The following is a 22,707-nucleotide window of genomic DNA, read 5'->3' as shown; positions in this document are numbered from 1 at the left end:
AGCTTAAGCAACCGATAAATACCGCTGGGAAGCTGATTGGTGTGTGCTAGAAATAACGCTGTGCCCAATAAAAAGGACGCTTTAAGCGTCCTATTTATAGCCTTTATTTCTAGCTAGTTTTGCATATAACCTGCAGGTAGTTCGGTTAGGGCTGATGCCCCCGAATCAATTGCTGCTTGGGCCACAGCCGTGGCGACTCGCTGTAGCAACCTTGGATCCATCGGTTTGGGTATTATATAGGTTTTACCAAAACTTAAAGAATCCACGTTGCTGGCTCTTAATACCTCGGCAGATACTGGCTCTTTGGCGATGGCGCGGATGGCATCCACTGCCGCAATTTTCATTTCATCATTGATCACCGAAGCACGCACATCTAATGCACCGCGGAAAATAAACGGGAAACATAGCACGTTATTGACCTGATTAGGGTAATCGGAGCGCCCGGTTGCCATGATCAAATCATCACGTATGGCATGAGCCAATTCCGGTTTAATTTCCGGATCCGGGTTTGAGCAGGCAAAGATAACCGGATCCGCCGCCATTAATTTTAAGGCTTGTGGCGGAAGCACGTCCGGCCCGGATACCCCAACAAACACATCTGCCCCATCCAAAGCATCTTCTAAGGTGCGTTTATCGGTATTGTTGGCGAACAACTGCTTATATTTAGTTAAATCATCCCGGCGAGTGTGGATCACCCCCTTGGTATCAAGCATGTATATGCGTTCACGTTTGGCACCACACTTTATCAGCAATTCCATGCAGGCAATGGCTGCGGCGCCCGCACCCATACACACGATAGTCACATCGGCAATGTTTTTACCTTGGATCTCCAGGGCATTAAGCATGCCCGCTGCAGTAACAATAGCCGTACCATGTTGATCGTCATGAAACACTGGCACCTTACAACGCTTGATTAACTCTTGCTCTATCTCAAAGCATTCCGGGGCCTTAATGTCCTCCAGATTAATCCCACCGAAGGTATCGGCGATATTCGCCACCGTGTTGATAAACTCTTCGGTGGTCTTGTGGGTTACTTCAATATCAATCGAATCAATTCCGGCAAATCGTTTAAATAATAATGACTTACCTTCCATGACTGGCTTAGATGCCAACGGACCCAGGTTACCCAAACCCAAAATAGCAGTGCCGTTAGTGATCACCGCTACCAAATTGCCTTTAGCTGTATATTTGTATGCCATGTTGGGATCCAAGGCAATTTCTCTGACCGGCTCGGCTACACCGGGGCTATAGGCTAAAGCCAAATCGGTAACGGTCTCTGCCGGTTTGGTTAATGCAATGCTAATTTTCCCGGGCACGGGGTGGGCATGGTAATCCAGGGCTTGTTGACGAAAATCAGACATAGGTGTCTAGATCCTTAAAAAGTGTAGGGTTAAACGAAGCAAATGCTGCTAACTGCTTTTTCACAAGCCTTGTGAGTCTGGAGAGTGTCCGGCCCACTTATAATTATTAGGACTTGCCAACAGTGAGGGACTCTAGCATATCAGTGCTGAAGCACATATCTGATCAGAGCAGGTTTATGCAAGTCACTTAGATCAATAATGACAGTGATATACGGGTAAACACAGCCCGCCAACAAGTCCGTGAATTATACTGTGCTCAATTTCTAGAGTAATAGGAATTATACAATTAAATCAAGAGTTAATACCTGAAATATCTGCCGAGTAAATTCGATTTGGGAAAAGTAAAAGTGGTCTTTTCGATAACAAGCCCATGTTGTTCTACCAACAAGCTGGGGGGAAGTTGTTCCCTGCCAATCCGTGAAAAAACACTCCCAAGAGCTGCATCATTTACCTAGATTCAACAGGTTAAACTGTCGCCAGAGCTGAATTTCATCAGGCACAAAAAAAGCGCTTTAGAGCGCTTTTTTATTCGACGTTATAACTGCCTACTTTTTGTTAAGGGCAGTAAAACGTTTATTGAACTTGTCGACACGTCCGCCAGTATCAACGTTACGCTGCTTACCAGTGTAGAAAGGGTGACAAGCTGAACATACGTCCAGGTTCAAGTCTTTCTTCAAAGTTGAGCGTACGACGATTTTGTTGCCACATGAACATACTGCGGTCATGTCTTGATAATCTGGATGTATACCTTCTTTCATGGGTTACCTCTTAGTCAGGCCGTATCGCTATTCAACCCGTAGCCGAACACCATACGCAAATTAAATTCAAATTAGGGATCAATGCGGCTTGCCGCAAAGAGCCGGGCATATTAATGTAACACCTTGCTCTGATCAAGCCCTATGCACAATATATAGCCAGCAAAAACTAATTCAAGCTCAAAAACAAAAAGACCATTGCCTTAATATGCCCATTATACGCGTTGCTGTACCTGTGCCTAAACGCCAATTTTTCGATTATCGACATGAAGGCCAGCCTCTGGCCCCAGGCGTGCGCGTGCTCGTGCCTTTTGGCCCACGTAAATTGGTTGCCGTGGTACTAGAAACGGTTACCGAATCCCAATGGCATTTGGATAAACTAAAGTTTATTGAAAAGGTTATCGATGACACGCCCGTTTTCAGCCCAGTTCAACTAAAACTATGCCACTGGTTAAGCCAATACTATCAACACCCAATAGGCGATGTGCTGCAAAGCGCTATGCCTGGAGCGCTGCGCAAAGGTGGCTCAAGCCAACCCAAGGCCATCCGTCATCTGGGGGTTACTGCCCTAGGTAAACAAACAGATATACAGACCCTTAGTAAAGCCCCTAAACAGCAGCAGTTGTTGGCACGTTTGCAACAAGGGCAGACAAGCTATTCGAGCATTGCCGCCGAGTTCGCAGTTGCCAGTATCAAAGCTTTGATAAGCAAGGAGTTGATCGAAAACACTGAGAAACAACCTTCGCTGACCTCAAATTGGCAACAGCACATGCACATTGGTCACAAACCTATACCCAATGTGGAACAAGCCATAGCAATTAGCAGCATCGAACAAAAGCTCGGCCAGTATGCCAGTTTTCTGATTGAAGGGGTGACAGGCAGCGGTAAAACCGAGGTGTATTTACAGGCTATTGAGAGCGTGCTCAAACAAGGTAAACAGGTGCTGATCCTGGTGCCTGAAATTGGCCTGACCCCGCAAACCGTATTTCGTTTTAAGGAACGTTTTAATGTACCTGTGGGGATCCTGCACTCAAATTTAACCGACAATGAACGCCTGGTGGTCTGGCAACAAAGCCAAGCAGGTCAGTTGCCTATAGTGATCGGCACACGCTCAGCCATTTTCACACCTATGCTCAACCCCGGTATGTTGATAGTAGATGAAGAGCACGATGCCTCCTATAAACAGCAGGACGGCTTACGCTACCACGCCCGGGATCTGGCGGTAATGCGCGCTGCAGAAGAGAAAGTCCCACTGGTATTAGGCACCGCGACCCCTTCTCTTGAGTCTCTGAACAATGCCTTAAATGGCAAATATCACCATTTGTTACTCAATGAACGCGCCGGCAGTGCGTCTCACCCGAAACAACAGGTCATGGATATTCGCAATCAGCCCCTGGAGGTGGGGCTGGCCAAAGGCATGATCGAACGCATCGAACAGCACCTTGCCCAACAAAGCCAAGTGCTGCTGTTTATTAACCGTCGGGGATATGCCCCTGCGCTGGTGTGTCATAAATGTGGCTTTGTTGAACAATGCCCGGGTTGCAATAAAGCCTATACTTTACATAAACAGCTATATAAGTTGCAGTGCCATCACTGTGGCAGTACTAAAGGTATTCCCAAACGTTGCCAGGAATGTGCCAGTGATGAGCTGGTTGCCATGGGTGTGGGCACCGAACAATTAGAGCAGGGCATTGCCCGGCTCTTCCCGCAATATGCCAGTGTGCGTATTGACAGCGACAGCGCCAGAGGCAAGAACCGGCTAAATGACATGCTGGACAAAATAAACAGCAACGAATACCAAATTTTAATTGGTACCCAGATCTTATCCAAAGGCCACCATTTCCCCAATGTAACCTTAGTGGTGATACTCGAAGTGGATGGCGCTTTGTTTAGCGCCGATTATCGCGCGGCAGAGCATCTGGCACAACTGGTTACCCAACTGGCTGGGCGCGCCGGGCGGGCAGAGAAACCCGGCGAGATGTGGTTACAAACCCATGACCCGGGACATCCCTTGCTGCAAGATTTAATCAACAACGGCTATTCCCATTTCGCCCGCTATGCCCTGCTAGAGCGCCAGCAAGCTATGTTGCCACCCCATACGTTTCAGGCCCTATTCAGAGCTCAGTCGGTCAATGCTCGCCAAGCCAATCAACTGTTGCTGGATATAGCGTTATTATTTTCTCATAGCCAGCATGTGCAATGTATTGGACCACTACCTGCCTTAATGGAAAAACGTCAGGGGCAATTTCGCATGCAGTTGGTATTGCAAAGCGCCAACCGCGCAGCCCTGCAATTTTCCCTCCATCAAGCCATGGGGAATATCGAAGCCCTGGCACTGGCCACTAAGGTGCGCTGGTCAGTGGATGTGGATCCCCAGGATTTTATGTAGTGGTTTGCCATGCATGTTTTCAACCAGCCTGGGGATGCTCATTTTAACTATTCGATAAATTCTGATTGAGGTATAGCTTGAGCAAGGTAGAATCCGCCTCTCTTCAAGCCTTAGCATTTCGGAATAATTTTTTATGGCTCACAAAGACTATGTAGCACGTGGCCGCGGCGCCAAAAAGCCGCCTCCCCCACCACCGACACGCTCCCTTCCCTGGATCAGAATTGTCATTACTATCGGTTTGATTGCTAGCTTTGGCTATTTTTTATGGTCGATTAACGATAAAGCAGAGGATCCGGCCGCCCAACAAGATAACGCGGCGACCGAGCAAGTTGAAGCCTTGCCGGATATTCCCAAAGAAGAGTGGGAATTTATCAAAACCTTGCCCGAATATAGTGTCGAGGTGGAAGTAGAAGACAGAGAAGCATCGGATAAACGTTATTTGATGCAATGCGGATCGTTCAGAAAGCAGGGACAAGCCGAAGAGCTTAAGGCAAAAATAGCGTTTCAAGGCTTCGAGGCTCAGGTTCGCCCCAGCGATGGCAGCTCTGGTCGCTGGTATAGGGTCATCCTCGGCCCCTATGAAAGCAAACGCCTGGCGGAAACCCATAGGCATACTATCCAACGGGCACGCATTAATGGCTGCAAGATCTGGAACTGGAATCTATAAGTAACTATACCAAAATCATTGGAATGGCATGACGGCGCCAACCGTGTTGCGCCAACCGTGTTGCGCCAACCGCGTTGCGCCAACCGTGTTGCGCCAACCGTGTTATGCGCATGCGTGCAGCCAACAAACAGGCAGTTTCAAGGATGACGGGTATATAGCTGACATCGAGGGGGCGGCTATAGCTTGAAAATTTTCGATTACTCCCCACATCTAACTCAATTGCAGGATCCCAGTGCGCTTGTTCTTTTCATCTCGCACCAACTATCCCTAATCTATTGAGGACTACATGTGACTACAATTGTTTCAGTACGCCGCGGTAATCAAGTGGTTATCGCCGGAGACGGCCAAGTTTCTCTTGGTAATACCGTCATGAAAGGCAACGCCAAAAAAGTGCGTCGTCTTTATCATAATAAAGTGCTGGCCGGTTTCGCCGGTGGCACTGCCGACGCTTTTACCCTGTTCGAACGCTTTGAAGCCAAACTGGAAATGCACCAGGGTAACCTGACCCGAGCGGCAGTAGAGTTAGCCAAAGATTGGCGTACGGATCGTATGTTACGCAAACTTGAAGCCTTATTAGCGGTCGCAGACGAAACCGCATCTTTTATTATTACCGGCAATGGCGACGTAGTGCAGCCGGAAAATGATCTTATTGCCATTGGCTCAGGCGGCCCTTTTGCTCAATCCGCCGCCATTGCATTGCTGCAAAACACCGACCTTTCAGCCCGGGAGATAGCCGAAAAAAGCCTGAGCATTGCCGGTGATATATGTGTCTTTACCAACCACAGCCAAACTATTGAAATGCTTGAGTATTGAGCGCTACCCATGCGCTTGTATTCCATCAAACACGAACATTATTGTAAGGGTTAACCTATGTCAGAAATGACCCCAAGAGAAATCGTCCACGAATTGGATCGCCATATTATTGGCCAAAAAGACGCCAAACGCGCCGTATCTATTGCCTTGCGTAACCGCTGGCGTCGCATGCAGCTTGATGAAGAGCTGCGCCAGGAAGTCACCCCTAAAAACATTCTGATGATTGGCCCAACGGGTGTGGGCAAAACCGAAATTGCCCGACGTTTAGCCAAACTGGCCAACGCGCCTTTTATCAAAGTAGAAGCAACCAAATTCACTGAAGTTGGCTATGTAGGCAAAGAAGTGGAGACCATCATTCGCGATCTCGCTGATATCGCGGTGAAAATGGCTAAAGAGCAAGAAACCACAAAAGTTAAATACCGCGCCGAAGAAGCCGCAGAAGAACGAATTTTAGACGTCTTGCTTCCGTCTGCGGAAAACCAGTGGGGCGAAAAGGAAAAAAACGAAGATAAAGGCACTCGACAAACTTTCCGTAAAAAATTACGTGAAGGCCAGCTGGACGATAAAGAAATTGAGATTGATGTTGCCCAGGCCCAGGTTGGCGTAGAGATCATGGCCCCCCCAGGTATGGAGGAAATGACCAACCAGCTACAGGGCATGTTCCAAAACTTATCTGGCTCGCAAAAGAAAAAGAAAAAGCTGAAGATCAAAGAGGCCTTCAAGCTGCTTATTGAAGAAGAAGCCGCTAAATTAGTGAACCAAGAAGATTTAAAACTTAACGCCATCGAATCCCTGGAACAAAACGGCATCGTTTTTATCGATGAAATCGACAAAATTTGCAAACGCGAAGGCAGCACCAGCGGTGGTGATGTATCTCGCGAAGGGGTACAACGCGACTTGTTACCCTTAGTAGAAGGCTCGACTGTTTCGACCAAACACGGCATGGTGAAAACCGACCATATCCTGTTTATCGCCTCAGGGGCGTTTCAAATGTGTAAACCGTCGGATTTGATCCCCGAATTACAGGGCCGCCTGCCGATCCGGGTCGAACTGACAGCATTAACGGCTGACGACTTTATCCGCATTTTAACCGAGCCCAAAGCCTCGTTAACCGAGCAATATGTTGCCTTGCTTAAAACCGAAGGCGTAGATGTCGACTTTACCCAAGAAGGGATTGAGCGCATTGCTAATGCTGCCTGGCAAGTCAACGAGCGCACGGAAAACATCGGTGCCCGGCGTTTGCACACCGTAATGGAAAGGCTGATGGAAGACATCTCATTCGATGCATCAGAGAAAAACGGCGAGAAACTGACTATTAACGCCCAGTATGTTAATGACCATCTGGATAAACTGGTTGATGACGAAGACTTAAGCCGCTTTATTTTGTAAATAAGCAGCTAAACATCAGTACCAAAAGGGCCAAGTCAGCAAACTGACTTGGCCCTTTTTTATGGGGTGCTAATCCTTCCCTGTTAGACGGCTTAACAAATAACTGGGCATATACCATCATTACAAAATATCAGCCCCAGAAGGGGTTACGAATTTAAATCACCATGGGAAATGAAAAATGCAAATCACTAATCAACGTTGCACTTGATACTAAGATAAATTATTCGTGGGGCTCTCTGAGGATTTGCACCCTTACCTCCCATAAAAAAATGTCTGGGCTAACACGGTAGGAATTAACATATATGACCATTTAAATATGTCCTGACAACGACTTGTATTGTCAATGACAACATTCGTTTTTGATAAATTCCCACTACACTATTAATTCCCAATATGGAGATTACCCGAGAAAAGTATGGATCGTATTGAACGCATACACTTATTAACCAGGCGCCTGATAATAATGACAGCGTTAACTGTACTCCTTTTTGCTACCCTTTTCGGCATCAGTTTTTTGTTTGAAAAACGTTTTATGCTGACCTGGGCAGGTTTTTTATGCGGCATAATTGGCGGATTTGTTAGCATCCAGCAGCGCATCCCTAAGGTATCAAATGACGAACTCATGCTGTTAACTCGCTCCTGATTTCAAATACTGTTGGTGCCTATATTTGGCGGGGTATTTTCCCTTGTGCTCTACGCATTGTTTTTGTCAGAGATTGTCAGCGGCGATTTATTTCCCGAGTTTTTCATGCCTACACCGCCCACATCAGGGCCTGACGATCAGTTTATGCTAAGCCTCTTTACAAAAACTTACCCTGAAACGGGGCAGGATTTGGGGAAATTCTTGTTTTGGTCATTTGTGGCAGGATTTTCTGAAAGATTGGTTCCACAAATAATTACCAAAGTGGCAGCTACGGCTTCTGAATCTGACGACGAAAAACAGTCAGACAAAAACTAAAATACAAACAAAAACAAAGACACGATAAAAAGTACACCTCAGAAGAGCACGTATAATTGTAATCGCCTAAAATCACCTTGCATTATACGCAGATAAAGCGGATTTCGTGGCAAGGTGTTAATGTCGGCTTTTTTGACCAGCAGCGAAGCAGTGCTTTGTTCCTCGACTCAACTCTCCCCGAGCACCACAGGCTAAGGCTGGATAAATTTAGAACGCACACAGTGCGGCTGGGATGCCGTATCAAAACGTCATGAATGACGGTACGCGAAGCGATTACGCTAGCGAAGCATAAACCTGTTTAATCAAATTCTGCCCTCTTGCATCCCCGATCAGATCGGGGCTCATCTGATTACACACATACCCCATAGATAACTGATTCAGCGGATCGTGACAGCCAAACGAGCCACCCCAACCGCTGTGCCCCAAGGTTGTCGGCACTGGTCCGTAGGTATTCATGTTGAAATTGATCACCAAACCCATCGCCCAGTGCACAGGTAAACCCAGTAATTCATCTACTCGTGTACTTTGCACAGTACAGGTTTGTGATACGGTTTTATGATTGAGTAAACCCGCTCGCCCATCAAATAAAGCATAAAGCCTGGCCACACCGTTGGCTGTGCCATGGCCGTTAACCGCGGGCAGCTCGGCACGGCGGGTCTGCTCCTGGAGCATAAAACCCGCCCGTAACTTAGGGTTAGTCATGCTTAGCATTACATGTTCAGGAAGTTGACTCGGCATATAGGGTGCGCGTGTTGGCGCGAATAAATCTGCTATTTTGGCATTGTCTATGTCACCTAAGCCAATATGAAAGTCGATATTATAAGGTTGGCAAATATGTTTATTTAAGTACTGGCCAATCGTAACCCCTGATACCCGGCGCAGAATCTCTCCGATCAGAAAACCGAAAGTCACCGGGTGATAACAGGTAGTTGTACCTAGGGTGAAAAAAGGTATTTGGGCGGCGAGCTTGTCACAGCAAACATCCCAATTAAGTAAATCATCTGCTGTAGTTAGCGCTTGAAAAGCATTCAAGCTCCCTTGGTGTGATAACACCTGAGCCAGGGTAATTTCCTTTTTACCATTGGCCGCAAACTCGGGCCAATGCTGGGCAACATTATCACTGTAATTCAATAAGCCTCGATCAACTAAATGGGCCACACATAACACCGCGGCGCCTTTTGTTGTTGAGAAGACATTAACTAAGGTGTCTTGTTGCCATGCATCGCCTGCGAGGGTACGGGTACCTGCATATACATCGACCACAACTTGACCTTGATGCATGAGCGTAAATGCGGCCCCCTTTTCGGGAATAGGGTTTTGTGAATTAAAATTATCAATAAATTCCTCGGCCACTGAATTAAATTCAGCTTCCCAAACGCCATGAGTAGATACAGATGATATAAGTAACTCCCCGTATAATAGCCATTACCAAGGGGTAATTAGCATGCATTTTTATCTGTTTTAACATCAATACCAACACATGTAACATCAGTGTTTTTTATGTTAGTGAATTAGTGGGCATGGCTTGGTCATGGGGGTTTGATGGCCCTTGGGATCCACAGAGGCCCGACTACTGAGCTTGGCAATTTGGCTTTGGGTCTCGAGCAGGTTTGGATCCTTAGGTTGCTGAGCTAAGCCTCTGGCAACAAGGGTATGCGCTTGGGCCTCACAGCCTAGTGTTGCCAATGTGAATGCAAAGTTGTTTAAATAAGGGACGTTTTCATCGGCATGTTGATAACCTTTTTGATACCACATAGCCGCTTGTTGGGGGTCTTCTTGCAAGTAATGATTGGCCAATAAAAAATAACTCAACCAGTAATCCGGCCATTGTTTAATGGCTTGCTCCATGGCAGTGATTCCCGCATCAAGCTGACCCGTTGACAGCAAATCTTGCGCGGCTTGGGTATAATTTAGCGGAGTAAATTGCCCACTGGTTTTTGTCGGTGGCACCGCTGCCATCATCCAGTATTCGCCTCGACCCCAAGTGCGCTCAAAAGTGGCGAGGTTTAACCTATGCTGTTCGGTAACCCCTGAATGCATAATGATTTGTTGTTTGTCTAAGTCATAACCTATGACCAAGGCGTAGTGCCACATAGGTAACCAAGAGACGGACACATTTTGCAACACCACCACCGGTATATCTTCACTGGCGAGCGTTAACAGCCTTTCCAGGTTGCCACGTTCAGCATAGGCGATCAGACCTTGTTGGCGCGTAGCAGCCACCATTTCAATCTGCAAACTGCCGGCTAGTTCAGGGATAAATAGATTGGGGGCGATAGCCTGGGGTGATAAACGAAGATCGTAAAAGTTAAACACTTCGGCCAACGTTGTGGGCCCACAGTAAAAATCTTGCTGAGCGTAAAAAGGCACATTGGGGATAAGGTGTTGGGCTGGTATCTCTGGGTGATTGGCTAGTAACCTGTCGGTTTGTGGGGTGGCTTGACAGCCGGCTAATAAATAGCAAAAGCCGGCGAAAACGCCGGCTTTGAAGAGTGTATACAGCAATTTATTTACTCTTAGTTTGCAATAAAACTTATGAATTAATCGGACGGATAAAAGGATAAACATCCGTTATACCCAGTACATCCAATACGGCAATCACCACTAATACTGTGACTATAGTGCCCACTATGCCACCGGCTGGCATATTATTCATTTGATCGTTTAATGCAGTGAGTTCGTTATCCGTCATACTAGCGATCCGAGTTTTGGCATCGGTGCTACTTACCCCTAGTGCCACCAACTGCTGCTGCACATCGGCACCGTCGACCATGCCCAGAATTTGTTGTTTTTTGTAATCCATGTGTTGCGCATGTAACACTTCACCAGAGGAATAAACCCCGGCGGAAGCTGTACCCATAGTGAAAGTCAGCAATAATGCCGTGAACGTCAGTGTTATAAATTTTTTCATATTATTCTCTTTATGGTTGCATAATTGAACTGCCAGAAACCTAATTATTTCGTTCTCTAGTTCTACATTATTAGTTAACTAATCGGCTCTAGGTTATCAAAGATAAGGTTTTTGTTACCATTAACCTACAACTAACATGCCAATTAAATAAATATAGCTTTAAATCATGCAGTTACAATACATCTCTGACTGAGGTTAAATATTGAACTTAGCCATTTGATAAGTTATTAGGCTAAAAACGGCCACTACAATGTAATTATTTCAGGTACTGACGTACCGGCTTTCAATTGACTATTTCCCTAGTGCCAGCAATTTTGCCTGGTATAACACCTTGTCTTCGGGCACATAAGATAATGCCAATGCTTTTTGTATGTCGATTTCAGCTTGTTGCATATCTCCCAATTGGTAATGAGCTCTGGCTAAACCCAAATAACTCTCATGTAAATACGGGGCAGCTTTGGCCGCCCGGCGATAAAACTTAAGTGCCTGGTGAAACTTTGCACTGGCATATTCTTTGTCGCCTAGATCGATCCAGCGATATGGGTTGTTATCATCGACCATTTCCACTTTAGTACGCCAAGTTATTCCAATTATGCAAGGCAGGCAGGTACGCCGCAAAGCTCTGGTTGAGACAACTGATGAGAGCATGGCCTAAAGACGTATTAATGCCCCCTCCCACGGATTCCATTCCCTCAAGGTTTGCCGAATTTAGGCTAATGGTGTTTATCTTTCAAATAACAATTGGCTTAGGACGGATCACATGGATAGGCCTGCTTGACGGCTTGGTACACCAGTGGCCCAATCTGTTGCTGGGCCTCATCATCTGTGGCAAGGTTTGTTGCGACTTCGTTGATGATCCCATGACTAATGTGCGTATCTGGTAAACAGAACTTGGCTAAATAAGTATCCACATCGGTTGCCCGGGTGTTTCCGACCCGCGTGCGAATAGCGCGCTGAGCAAATGCTGACTTGGAATTTGTCTGCGCCAATTGAGCCATAATTTGCGTATCTGTCAACACCGCGCCTTCCAAAAAACCCTTGATATATTGGTAGCAGAGTGAGGATTTATCCCCACCATCACTGGTTTCTCCCGCGGTTTGCTGCCCTAGAGCATGACAGCTTTGCCATATAGGCTCTGCACTTTGCCTAGCTTGCACGTTAGCCACGCTGACGAGTAACAGTAAGGCGGTTAATAGGACAATTGGTTTTCTTGCGGATTGTATCTTTGATGACATATTCATTGTTCACTCCTTAGCTAAGCTGATTTATCGTCTGAGGGGATTGTTTATCAACTTTTTTAGGTTTACAGCTGGCCAAAACAGCTGCACCGATGAAGGCCGATAACAGAGAGCCCAGTAATACGCCGACTTTCACGCTGGTTTGATAAGCCAGTCCTTGCTCCTCAAACGCCAGGCTGCCGATAAATAGGCTCATCGTAAAACCGATCCCACACAGTAAGCTCACGCCATATAACTGTAACCAGGTTGAGCCATCAGGTAGTTTGGCTAAACCTGACTTGACCGTGAGCCAGCAAATACCAAAAATTCCCAGCTGTTTACCTACAAACAACCCCACCGCTATTCCTATGGTGATTGGGTTAAACATATCTTCCACGCTGGCTCCAAATAGGGCGACACCTGCATTAGCGAAGGCAAAAATGGGTAAAACGCCAAAGGCCACCCAGGGATGTAACTTGTGCTCCATATGCAGCAACATAGGGTGACCATCGTCATTTTTTAACTTAAGAGGGATAAACCAGGCCAAGATAAAACCAGCTAGGGTGGCATGCACTCCAGATTTCAATACGGCTGCCCACACCACCACACCAACTAAAATATAGGCCGCCTGTTGTCTCACCCTAAAGCGGTTGAGCATAAATAAAGCGAGTAGACCTGCAGCGGCCACCACTAAGGAAACTGGTGATAAATCCTGAGAATAAAACAGAGCAATAATCACTATGGCGCCTATATCGTCAAATATTGCCACGCTGAGTAAAAATAATTTAAGGCTTAAGGGTAAAAATTTGCCAAAAATAGTGAACAGTCCCACCGCAAATGCGATATCAGTCGCGGATGGGATAGCCCAACCGCTTATGGCGATAGGATCATGCCAGTTAAACCACACATAGATCAGGGCTGGAAAGACAATCCCGGCTATCGCTGCCACTGCTGGCAAGGTAATTTGTGCCACGGACGACAATTGGCCGTCTAGGACTTCTCTTTTTACTTCCAGGCCAACTAAAAAGAAGAAAATAGCCATCAGGCCATCGTTAACCCAAAGTATCAAGGGCTTGGCTATTTCAAATGCGCCAAAGCGTATGCTCACGGGGATTTCGAGCAATCCGTTGTAAAAACTATATAAAGGCGAATTGGCCAATATCATGGCAATAGTAGCGGCGAGCACAAGGAGTACGCCGCCTGCTGCTTCATGATGTATTAGCTTATTCAAAAATGTTGGCACGTTTATAAACTTCCTATGGTGGATGGCGACGTATAGATATACGCACAATTCTTAATTAGGTATAGTCGTTTGTTGTTGCCTTATAGACAGGTATTTCCTGATAGTCACGTGGGATAAGTATTAACCATGAACCAATTAAACTACCAGCACCTATATTATTTTTACGTGACGGCCAAAGAAGGCAGCATCATTAAAGCCGCTGGCATTTTACACCTCACGCCGCAAACTATCAGCGAGCAAATACGTACTCTAGAAGGTTATTTTGGTTTTGAATTATTCGATCGGGTGGGCAAAAGACTACGACTCAACCCTCAAGGGCAACTGGCCTACAGTTTTGCCCGAGATATATTTAATCTTGGCAGCGAGCTGTTGCAATCAGTAAAAAACCAGCAGCTTACCAAGTTGCAGGTATTAACGGTAGGGGCCACCGATGTGGTGCCCAAAATATTGGCCTTTGATTTATTTAAAACCTGCATCGCCCAGCACGATGATTTACATTTGGTGTGCAAAGAGGGCGATTTGGATTCTCTGACCGCGGAACTGGCGTTAAATCGTTTAGATATGATCCTCTCAGATCGGCCACTGGCACCGGGTAGTCATGTAAAGGCCTACAATCACCTTATCGGTAGCCGCGGATTAAGTTTTTTTATCGCCGAACACCTTGCCCTGCCCTATCGAGACAATTTCCCCCACTGCCTGCATCAACAGGCCTTTTTGATCCCCGGGGATAAGTCTGCCCAGAAGTTGAATTTACTGGCCTGGTTTGCCCGGCACAATATTAATCCTCGCATCAAGGCTGAATTTGAAGATAGCGCGTTGATGAAACTTTTCGGACAACAAGGTTACGGCGTATTCTGTGCGCCTACTTCTATTGAACGACATCTGGAACAGCAATATAAGGTCAAGGTCATAGGGCGTACCAATGAGATCAAAGAACGTTTGTATTTAATTTCCCCGGAACGCCAAATCAAACACCCGGCAGTTTTGGCATTATTTGAACAAGCTAAATTGAGGGTTGAGGGTTAAGGGTTAAGTCTATAATACTTGTGGCCCCTGATTGTGATGGCATTTTGTTAAAAATCTGCTAAGCCTTTAGCTAACAAGTCGTTACTGCTGGTCAATCCTATGAAGAGCCTAGACGTCACTGTACCGATAAACCTTAATGCGCCATCGTTATGTTAGGCGCTGTCTCCGCCGGCCTGCTAAACGTGCGTAGCATGCCGACTGTGACTAGCGCGGTGGTGGGTCAACTGACTCAAGGCATGGTAATAGTCGGCAATAAAATGCACGACGCCTGGGTACAGTTTCGCTTTGGGGGTACCTTTGGTTTTGTATCTGCCCATTATTTACAACCGGTTAATGATCTGATGCGTCTCACCGGCACGGTTAATACGGACTTACTCAATATTCGGGACGCGCCTAATCCAGGGGCCAAAACATTAGCCTCCGTTGGACATGGCGCTTCGATCAAGACCCTGGCAGTGGTAAATGACTGGCTAGAGATAGAATTTAACGGCCAACTGGCTTATACCCTGGCTCAATATGTAGACTTGGTGTACGCACAAAGCGGGCATTACGCCAAAGTCATCGCCAATGCCTTAAATGTAAGAAGCGCCCCGACCAACAACGCCAGTTTATTTGGGCAACTGGCCGCCGATACTCAAATATGGGTGGAAGGTGAACAACAACAATGGAGCCAAATCCGCTTCAACGGCAATCGGGGCTATGTTGCCAGTGAGTATTTATTGGTCGACGACCCTCAGGTTGAACCTGAACAACGATCCTTGGCAGAACATGAAGAGTTGTTGGACATTCCTCAAGTTGAACAAGACGCTCAACTTGCCAGACTTACACCTCAGACATTATTAACCGTTACCGGAGAACCTCACCAGAGATCCGTTGCCGCCACCTGGAATCGCTGGGGGGCGCTGCTGGAAAACCTCTGCCAAAACAAACAACTGGATGTCGGCTGTGCTCTGGCGGTGTTATGTGTTGAAAGCTCGGGCAAAGGTTTTGAACAAAATAATGGTGATCGCATGATCATCCGTTTCGAAAACCACAAATTCTGGACTTACTGGGGCAGGCACCATCCCCAGCACTATAGACAACACTTTAGCTACAACCCGGATAAAGTATGGACAGAACATCGATGGCGGACCGAGTCTCAAGATCCCTGGCAAAGTTTTCATGGTCAACAATCTGGGGAATGGCGGGTATTTGAATTTGCGCAACAGCTGGATAAAAACGCCGCAATGTTATCAATTAGCATGGGGGCCCCGCAAATCATGGGGTTTCATTATCAGCGCTTAGGCTATCAATCGGTAAATGAGATGTTCAATGCATTCAGTGGCGGGATCCAAGGCCAAATAAAGGGTTTATTCGATTTTTTCAGCGAATCGATGCACACCTTTTTGCGCGAACAGGCATTTGAAGATTTTGCCGCTTTATATAACGGTAAAGGCCAAAAAAAAATCTATGGCCAACGGATCGCGTTGCACTTTGAGGCGTTTAAAAAAATATACCGTGCTTAACGGTATTGTTTATAACCACAGTGAGGAAGCAATATGAACGTTTTTTCATTCATCAGTAATATTTTTGAACCCGCGGTTAGGTTGGTTGATGATTTGCACACTAGTGTCGAAGAGAAGTTGCAATTACAAAGTCAGATTAAAGCGGTTGAAAACGAACTGCTGGCCAAGGTCATCGATTACGAGTCTCAGCTACTGGAAAATAAAACCGCAATCATCACCGCCGAATCCACCGGTCAATCTTGGTTACAGCGTAATTGGCGGCCGATCACTATGTTGGTGTTTTTGTTATTGGTAGTAATGGACAGCTTCGGCTGGCTACCCAACCCATTGGCGCCTGATGCCTGGACACTACTACAAATTGGCCTGGGTGGTTATGTGGCGGGACGTTCAGCTGAAAAAATTACTCAGCAGTATTTACAAGCTCGCCCAGCAGACAACACGAGCGGCACCACGGCCAAAGGTTAATTATTTTTACGTTAATCCTATCTTTACCTTGATTTGATAACGTTCGCCCTTATTATTGCTGGGATCTCGTTCATAGGTTTATTCATTTTATATGAGTTGTTGGCGCGTATTTATATTTAGTCTCAGATTGACTCTGTTGCTGGCGACATTGGCACTTGGGTTTTCTGCTGCCTATGCCACTTGCATCGACACAAAGGCTAATAACAGCATACCAGCTGCATTTTATGAAGGGTCATCAGGCGTTCCAACTATTGGGGGGGTAAACGATCTTTATACCACTATCAGTCCCGTCAGCGTTGTTCCACACTTCGAACAGACTCAAGTTAATCATAACGACATACACAATCCCGTTGTTTTCTTGGGTTATTGGCAACAGTTCGGTATCAGCTTACCGCCGTTTGAACGCCAGTCAGTTACAGTGTTTAGCTCCTCCTCCCAGCTAGAGCCACTTTTTGTCTTTGCCTATGAGTTTTTGCCAGAAATCCGTGCCCGCAAACATTTTTTAACACTGGTGCCCCCCGCCAATAATTTACCCTGGTATTTACGATCAACCCCATCAAATAAACACAATCGGGTAACTGGTTGGAAAGATGGCAACAACCTTTATACCGGCAGCATTACCTACCTTAGTTAATATATTCTATGGTTTGCGCTTTCCCAGCGCGTCTTGTTTTTATTCCCGTACCAATAGGTACTGATTTCCCTTTGTGCACAGCTGTGTTTTATGCCGATGCAACCTCATGTGGCGCTGTTCATATGGGTGAACAAGAGAATATATATGCGTAATACCAATAAAAAGCCCAAGTATACTTGGCAACTATTAGTGATCATTAGCACCGTCTTGATACTGGCTATCAATGCCCTTCCAACCCTTTACGGCAGCCACAATGCTTTGCTGATCAGCTCAGTTAATCCAACTCAACCACTGCCCAATACCAAGGAGCTCCGTGATTGGGCAATGGAACAACAGCTGGCCGTAACGCAGGTTATTAATAGCAAAAACGAAAGCAAACTAGTGTTTGATGTTACGGATGTTCAATTGGCCACCACTGAGCAACAACTTAAAGCCAAGCTCGGCAATGATTATCAAGTGCGTCTAGGTTCACAGTCCGCGGCACCAGACTGGCTACAGAATTTAGGTATGACACCCATCAAATTAGGTCTGGATCTCAGTGGTGGGGTATTGTTTGTCTTGGAAGTCGATACGGTTCAAGCGAACCAGGAACGTTTGCAGAATGTCAAAGACGAGACACGGCAAATTATCCATGATCAGGCATTACATGGTGTGTCTACCCGTCTAGAAGACAACGATAGCGTAACGCTCAACTTTTCCGCCCAGCAAAATGACAACATAAAAGTTTTAGTAAATACACTGCAATCGTTGCTGCCCGATGCGCAGTATTCACCCATAGATGCACATAGCGGAAAATTGTTTTTTTCTGAACAGCAAACCAAGCAATTTCATCAGCAAATTATGGCCCAGGCAATAAGTACCTTGCGCGGACGCATCGAAGAATTGGGGATCACCGAAGCAGTCACTCAACGTGAAGGCAAAAACCGGATCCGCGTTGAGTTACCAGGGGTCAAAGATCCTGAACTAGCCAAACGTATTATTGGCGCCACCGCCTCACTGGATTTTTATGAATTGGCCCATAGTGGAACGGTAGGGGCAAAAACCTTTACTGATCAAAGCGGTCGCCGCTTACGGGTCGCCCCTAAGCCTATTTTCAGTGGTTCAAATATCGAAAATGCCGATGCCGGGCGGGATGAAATGGGTATGGCGATGGTTAATTTGTCCCTTGATGGCCTTGGCGGCAAAAAGATGTCGGCTTTTTCTAGAGACAACATAGGTAACCCTATGGTGACGGTATTTTCGGAGTATCACAAAAACACTGCCAATGAATTACTCAAAAGCAGCAAAGTCATCAGCGTCGCCACCATCCAGAGTCAGCTGGGTAACCGTTTTAGCATCACCAATATGGCGAACCCACAAGCCGCATCTGATCTGGCGCTGTTATTGCGGGCCGGCTCGTTAGATGCGCCGATTACCATAGTGCAGCAACGCACCATTCAAGCCTCCCTAGGTCAGGAAAATGTCAACAATGGCATTATGGCTTTGATGATTGGCGTTGCTATTACCTTGATTTTCATGGGGTTGTGGTACCGAAAACTAGGCATGATTGCCAATGTAAGCCTGGTGCTTAACCTGGTGTGTTTGTTGGGGTTAATGGCATTGCTTCCCAATGTGGTGCTGACTCTGCCCGGTATTGCAGGTTTAGTGTTAACCGTTGGCATGGCGGTGGATACCAACGTGCTTATTTTCGAGCGTATTAAAGAACAAAGGCAACTCGGGCGTAGTAATTTTCTAGCCATAGAAGAGGGTTATCGCCAAGCGTTTGCCACAGTGTTAGACGCCAATATCACCACCATGATCACCGCTTTAATTTTACTCAGTATTGGTTATGGGCCGGTCAAAGGATTCGCCATGACCTTAAGTCTTGGCATTCTCACCAGTATGTTTACCGGGGTATTTGTATCACATGTATTAACCCAGATTGTTAAACCCCAAATAGCAGTAAAAAATAAGGAGCAAACCCTATGAACGTTGCTAATAAATCAACCATAAATAAAGTGGGAAAATTTCGCCTAATGGGCTTTTATCTTGCCCTGGGACTGATGTTTTTATCAACAGTGGGTTTAGTGGCCAAAGGTTTAAATCTGGGACTGGATTTTACCGGCGGTTATATGACCGAATTTACCACATCTGAAGCCATCAACCAGCAACAAATGCAGGTCCAACTAGCGACACACATCAACGGTGATTTTAAACTTAGCAGCAGTTCTGGCGGCACACAATGGAGCATTCGTCAGGCAGACGATGCTCCCCAGGTTATCGACAAAGATTGGTTAACCGAGTTTGCCAGTCAAAGCGGCTATCACATCAGCCCTCAAGACTCGGTATATATCGGCTCTCAGGTCGGCGCTGAGCTAATTGATGATGGTGGCTTAGCCTTATTAGTTGCGGCTATTGCTATGATGTTGTACCTAACATGGCGTTTTGAATGGCGACTGGCCTGTGGCTCGCTGATGGCATTAGTGCACGATGTATTAGTGGTACTGGGTTTATTTGCCTGGCTGGGACTATCGTTTGACTTAACCGTGCTGGCCAGCGTATTGGCCATTATCGGTTATTCGTTAAATGATTCCATCGTTATTGGTGACAAATTGCGTGAGGTGATGCGGATTGAGACAAAATTTACCACCAGCGAAATGGTCGACCGTGCTGTGCAAGCTAGTCTTACCCGCACTTTAATTACCTCAGGCACAACACTGGCCACTATCGGCGCAATCTGGATATTTGGCGGCCAACCCTTACAAGGTTTCGCCATAGCATTGTTTGCCGGAGTGGTATTTGGCACCTTGTCGTCCGTTGCCGTGTCGGCGACCATTCCGCAATTGATTGGATTAAAGCCAGATTTCTATCGTATCCGTCAAGAAATGCCTGTTGACGAAACGCCATAACCTCTCTTTTAACATTAACATCTTAAAACGTGCCTGTGTAACGGGCGCGTTGCTCTATGGGTTAATATCCCCCTACCAGTAAAATACTTTTTATTCCTGACCTTAGATAAACACAACATTATCCGCTGGTTATTATGCGCGGTTTTTGTACACTCATTATATATTTTGACGGATCATCACAGGTAAGGGCATTATGCCAGGTTATCAAGCCACGACCGGTCCCACTACTTGGCAGTTTGACGGATTACGTGAACTTTTAGCCAAGGCCACCCCCCTTCGCTCCGGAGACTGCTTAGCCGGCATAGCCGCGCAATCAGCCCAGCAACGTATCGCCGCACAAATGGCGTTAGCCGATGTACCACTCAAACAGTTTTTAAATGATCTGGTGATCCCCTACGAACAAGATGACGTCAGCCGACTGATCATTGATAACCATGACTCGGTGGCCTTTTTGCCAGTATCCGCTTTTACTGTGGGGGATTTTCGCAACTGGTTGTTGTCCGACGAGGCCAATACCCAAAGCCTCAAACTATTGGCTCCAGGTTTAACGCCTGAGATGGTCGCGGCAGTGAGCAAAATAATGCGTATCCAAGATCTGATATTGGTGGCGCAAAAATGCCAGGTAACCAGCCGTTTTCGTTCTACCTTGGGCCTAACTGGCAGGATGTCAACTCGCTTACAACCCAATCATCCCACGGACGATCCGTCCGCAGTGGCGGCCAGTATATTGGATGGCCTGCTGTATGCAAATGGCGATGCGGTTATTGGTATTAACCCGGCCAGTGACAGCCCCCAGGCGGCCCGTACTTTACTGGAGATGTTAGACGAGGTGATACAGCATTATGCTATCCCTACCCAGTCTTGCGTGCTTACCCATATCAGCAGTCAAATCCAACTGATGAACCAAGGGGCCCCGCTGGATTTGGTGTTCCAATCGATTGCCGGCACCCAGCAGGCCAATGCCAGTTTTGGTATAAACTTGAACATGTTGACTGAAGCTCAAAACGCCGCTTGCCAATTAAACCGTGGAGCCAGCTTTAATACTGATATTAATGGCCAAAAAATCCAGCCCTATGTGGCCGACAATGTGATGTATTTTGAAACCGGCCAGGGCAGCGCGCTATCAGCAAATGCCCATCACGGTGTTGACCAGCAAACCTGTGAAGCCCGGGCCTATGGTGTTGCCAGAGCCTTCAACCCGCTGTTAGTTAACTCCGTTGTGGGTTTTATTGGCCCTGAATACCTATACGATGGAAAACAGATTATGCGCGCCGGCTTAGAAGACCATTTCTGCGGTAAACTGCTCGGTCTGCCTATGGGTTGCGATATTTGTTATACCAACCATGCCCAGGCTGATCAAGACGACATGGACAGCTTGCTGACTCAGCTGGCCGTGGCAGGGGTGAATTTTATTATGGGAATAGCGGGGAGCGATGACATCATGCTCAACTATCAAAGCACCAGCTTTCACGATGCACTTTATGTGCGTCAGGTGTTAGGTAAGCGCCCGGCTCCGGAATTCGAGCTTTGGTTGAGTGAAATGGACATTTATCGTCATGGTCGAGGTTTGTTGGTTAATGACAGTTTACCCGGCATATTTGCCGGCTTGCAACATCGTATAAGCCAATAAGGGGTACGAATATGAAAAATGACAATTCCCCCTCCACGTTATCAACAGCTAACCTGGTGATCAGCAACCCCTGGCACAGCCTGAAAAAATACACCCCTGCCCGGATCGCGTTAGGGCGCGCTGGGGGCAGCATACCCACCGCCCATCATTTAGCGTTTCAGCTTGACCATGCCGTGGCCCGGGATGCTGTGCTCAAAGTCGTGCCCTGGGAAACCATTCACCCGCAGCTTGAAACTCTGGGGCTCAATATTTTGCACCTGCATAGCCGGGCTGAAAATCGCCAGGTTTATTTGCAACGCCCCGATTTAGGACGGCGATTAACGCCCGACTCAGCACAAAGTCTGCGACAATGGCGTCAGCAGCACAACCAAGGTTTAGATGTGTGTCTAGTACTGGTTGACGGCTTGTCAGCCCCAGCCACTGAAAATCACGCCGTGACTATGGTGCACCATTTACTGACGGATTTTGCTAATCAGGGCCTGACCTGCTCAGGGGTATTTAGCGTTGCCCAGGGCCGGGTTGCTATTGGTGATGAAATTGCCCAGTTGCTCAATGCAGAATTACTGGTGGTGTTAATTGGAGAACGCCCAGGTTTGACCGCGCCCGACAGCCTGGGAATTTATTTCACTTACCAGGCCCGTGTGGGTTTGAGCGATGAAAGGCGTAATTGCCTGTCCAATATTCGCCCCCAGGGCTTGGGTTTCGCTCAGGCAACTCAACGTTTGAGCTGGTTAATCAATGAAGCACGCCGGCGCCACACCTCGGGGGTGAGTCTCAAAGATAATAGCCAGCAAGGCGATAATCTGATCTCCCATTCTGAGGTAAAGTTTCGGCTGGATTAAACCACCAGTGAGGT

Annotated in this window: 22 protein-coding genes; 14 read left to right on the top strand and 8 right to left on the bottom strand. The window is 46.8% G+C overall.

The features are described 5' to 3' along the window. Nucleotides 1-113 precede the first annotated feature (113 nt). Nucleotides 114-1,361 (bottom strand): malic enzyme-like NAD(P)-binding protein, encoded by a 1,248-nt coding sequence (locus AC3RV5_RS00925; RefSeq protein WP_489730129.1) that lies wholly within the window; start codon nt 1,359-1,361, stop codon nt 114-116. 545 nt (nt 1,362-1,906) lie between these two features. Next, nucleotides 1,907-2,119, bottom strand: a complete 213-nt coding sequence (rpmE, locus tag AC3RV5_RS00920) for a 50S ribosomal protein L31 (protein ID WP_489730128.1) — start codon at nt 2,117-2,119, stop codon at nt 1,907-1,909. Between the two features lie 205 nt (nt 2,120-2,324). Between rpmE and priA the strand changes: the two genes are divergently transcribed. The 6 genes from priA (at nt 2,325) to AC3RV5_RS00890 (ending at nt 8,332) form a co-directional block, all read left to right on the top strand. After that, complete coding sequence (gene priA / locus AC3RV5_RS00915) at nt 2,325-4,505, top strand: primosomal protein N' (protein WP_489730127.1); 2,181 nt, start codon at nt 2,325-2,327, stop codon at nt 4,503-4,505. Between the two features lie 133 nt (nt 4,506-4,638). Then, nucleotides 4,639-5,172 (top strand): SPOR domain-containing protein, encoded by a 534-nt coding sequence (locus AC3RV5_RS00910; protein WP_489730126.1) that lies wholly within the window; start codon nt 4,639-4,641, stop codon nt 5,170-5,172. 288 nt (nt 5,173-5,460) lie between these two features. After that, the gene (gene hslV, locus AC3RV5_RS00905; protein WP_489730125.1) at nt 5,461-5,985 is read left to right on the top strand and encodes an ATP-dependent protease subunit HslV; all 525 of its coding nucleotides are present in this window, start codon (nt 5,461-5,463) and stop codon (nt 5,983-5,985) included. Nucleotides 5,986-6,042: 57 nt separating this feature from the next. Beyond that, nucleotides 6,043-7,374, top strand: a complete 1,332-nt coding sequence (hslU, locus tag AC3RV5_RS00900) for an ATP-dependent protease ATPase subunit HslU (RefSeq protein ID WP_489730124.1) — start codon at nt 6,043-6,045, stop codon at nt 7,372-7,374. 463 nt (nt 7,375-7,837) lie between these two features. After that, nucleotides 7,838-8,017, top strand: a complete 180-nt coding sequence (locus tag AC3RV5_RS00895; protein ID WP_489730123.1) for a hypothetical protein — start codon at nt 7,838-7,840, stop codon at nt 8,015-8,017. A gap of 63 nt (nt 8,018-8,080) precedes the next feature. Next, nucleotides 8,081-8,332: a hypothetical protein gene (locus AC3RV5_RS00890; protein WP_489730122.1), complete on the top strand. Its 252-nt coding sequence runs from the start codon at nt 8,081-8,083 to the stop codon at nt 8,330-8,332. 273 nt (nt 8,333-8,605) lie between these two features. Here the strand turns inward: AC3RV5_RS00890 and AC3RV5_RS00885 are convergent, their stop codons facing one another. The 6 genes from AC3RV5_RS00885 to nhaA all read right to left on the bottom strand — a co-directional run bounded on the left by AC3RV5_RS00885 (nt 8,606) and on the right by nhaA (nt 13,703). Next, nucleotides 8,606-9,685, bottom strand: a complete 1,080-nt coding sequence (locus AC3RV5_RS00885; RefSeq protein ID WP_489730121.1) for a serine hydrolase domain-containing protein — start codon at nt 9,683-9,685, stop codon at nt 8,606-8,608. A 150-nt stretch (nt 9,686-9,835) separates the two neighbouring features. Further along, the gene (locus tag AC3RV5_RS00880) at nt 9,836-10,834 is read right to left on the bottom strand and encodes a PA2778 family cysteine peptidase (RefSeq protein ID WP_489732063.1); all 999 of its coding nucleotides are present in this window, start codon (nt 10,832-10,834) and stop codon (nt 9,836-9,838) included. Nucleotides 10,835-10,865: 31 nt separating this feature from the next. Further along, nucleotides 10,866-11,243, bottom strand: a complete 378-nt coding sequence (locus AC3RV5_RS00875; RefSeq protein WP_489730120.1) for a PA2779 family protein — start codon at nt 11,241-11,243, stop codon at nt 10,866-10,868. 291 nt (nt 11,244-11,534) lie between these two features. Further along, nucleotides 11,535-11,810 carry a hypothetical protein gene (locus AC3RV5_RS00870; protein WP_489730119.1) on the bottom strand — a complete coding sequence of 92 codons (276 nt, stop codon included), beginning with the start codon at nt 11,808-11,810 and terminating at the stop codon, nt 11,535-11,537. A gap of 179 nt (nt 11,811-11,989) precedes the next feature. Then, nucleotides 11,990-12,484 carry a Rap1a/Tai family immunity protein gene (locus AC3RV5_RS00865; RefSeq protein ID WP_489730118.1) on the bottom strand — a complete coding sequence of 165 codons (495 nt, stop codon included), beginning with the start codon at nt 12,482-12,484 and terminating at the stop codon, nt 11,990-11,992. Between the two features lie 10 nt (nt 12,485-12,494). After that, the gene (gene nhaA / locus AC3RV5_RS00860) at nt 12,495-13,703 is read right to left on the bottom strand and encodes a Na+/H+ antiporter NhaA (RefSeq protein WP_489730117.1); all 1,209 of its coding nucleotides are present in this window, start codon (nt 13,701-13,703) and stop codon (nt 12,495-12,497) included. A gap of 126 nt (nt 13,704-13,829) precedes the next feature. Between nhaA and nhaR the strand changes: the two genes are divergently transcribed. The 8 genes from nhaR to eutC all read left to right on the top strand — a co-directional run bounded on the left by nhaR (nt 13,830) and on the right by eutC (nt 22,693). Further along, nucleotides 13,830-14,729, top strand: a complete 900-nt coding sequence (gene nhaR, locus AC3RV5_RS00855) for a transcriptional activator NhaR (protein ID WP_489730116.1) — start codon at nt 13,830-13,832, stop codon at nt 14,727-14,729. A 191-nt stretch (nt 14,730-14,920) separates the two neighbouring features. Continuing rightward, nucleotides 14,921-16,234: an N-acetylmuramidase domain-containing protein gene (locus AC3RV5_RS00850; RefSeq protein ID WP_489730115.1), complete on the top strand. Its 1,314-nt coding sequence runs from the start codon at nt 14,921-14,923 to the stop codon at nt 16,232-16,234. 33 nt (nt 16,235-16,267) lie between these two features. After that, nucleotides 16,268-16,699: a 3TM-type holin gene (locus AC3RV5_RS00845; protein WP_489730114.1), complete on the top strand. Its 432-nt coding sequence runs from the start codon at nt 16,268-16,270 to the stop codon at nt 16,697-16,699. A 91-nt stretch (nt 16,700-16,790) separates the two neighbouring features. Next, nucleotides 16,791-17,333 carry a hypothetical protein gene (locus AC3RV5_RS00840; protein WP_489730113.1) on the top strand — a complete coding sequence of 181 codons (543 nt, stop codon included), beginning with the start codon at nt 16,791-16,793 and terminating at the stop codon, nt 17,331-17,333. Nucleotides 17,334-17,477: 144 nt separating this feature from the next. After that, complete coding sequence (gene secD / locus AC3RV5_RS00835) at nt 17,478-19,301, top strand: protein translocase subunit SecD (protein ID WP_489730112.1); 1,824 nt, start codon at nt 17,478-17,480, stop codon at nt 19,299-19,301. After that, nucleotides 19,298-20,221, top strand: coding sequence for a protein translocase subunit SecF (gene secF / locus AC3RV5_RS00830; protein ID WP_489730111.1), 924 nt, complete (start codon nt 19,298-19,300; stop codon nt 20,219-20,221). The genes secD and secF overlap by 4 nt, the downstream gene beginning before the upstream one ends. 190 nt (nt 20,222-20,411) lie before the next feature. Beyond that, entirely contained in the window at nt 20,412-21,851 is a 1,440-nt protein-coding gene (locus tag AC3RV5_RS00825; RefSeq protein WP_489732062.1) for an ethanolamine ammonia-lyase subunit EutB, read from the top strand. An 11-nt stretch (nt 21,852-21,862) separates the two neighbouring features. Beyond that, nucleotides 21,863-22,693, top strand: coding sequence for an ethanolamine ammonia-lyase subunit EutC (gene eutC / locus AC3RV5_RS00820; RefSeq protein WP_489730110.1), 831 nt, complete (start codon nt 21,863-21,865; stop codon nt 22,691-22,693). Nucleotides 22,694-22,707 lie beyond the last annotated feature (14 nt).

The sequence above is a fragment of the Paraglaciecola sp. IT1134 genome, assembly GCF_058068185.1.
The sequence above is the reverse complement of the archived record's forward strand: the minus strand, read 5'-3'. Positions and strand labels throughout refer to the sequence as shown.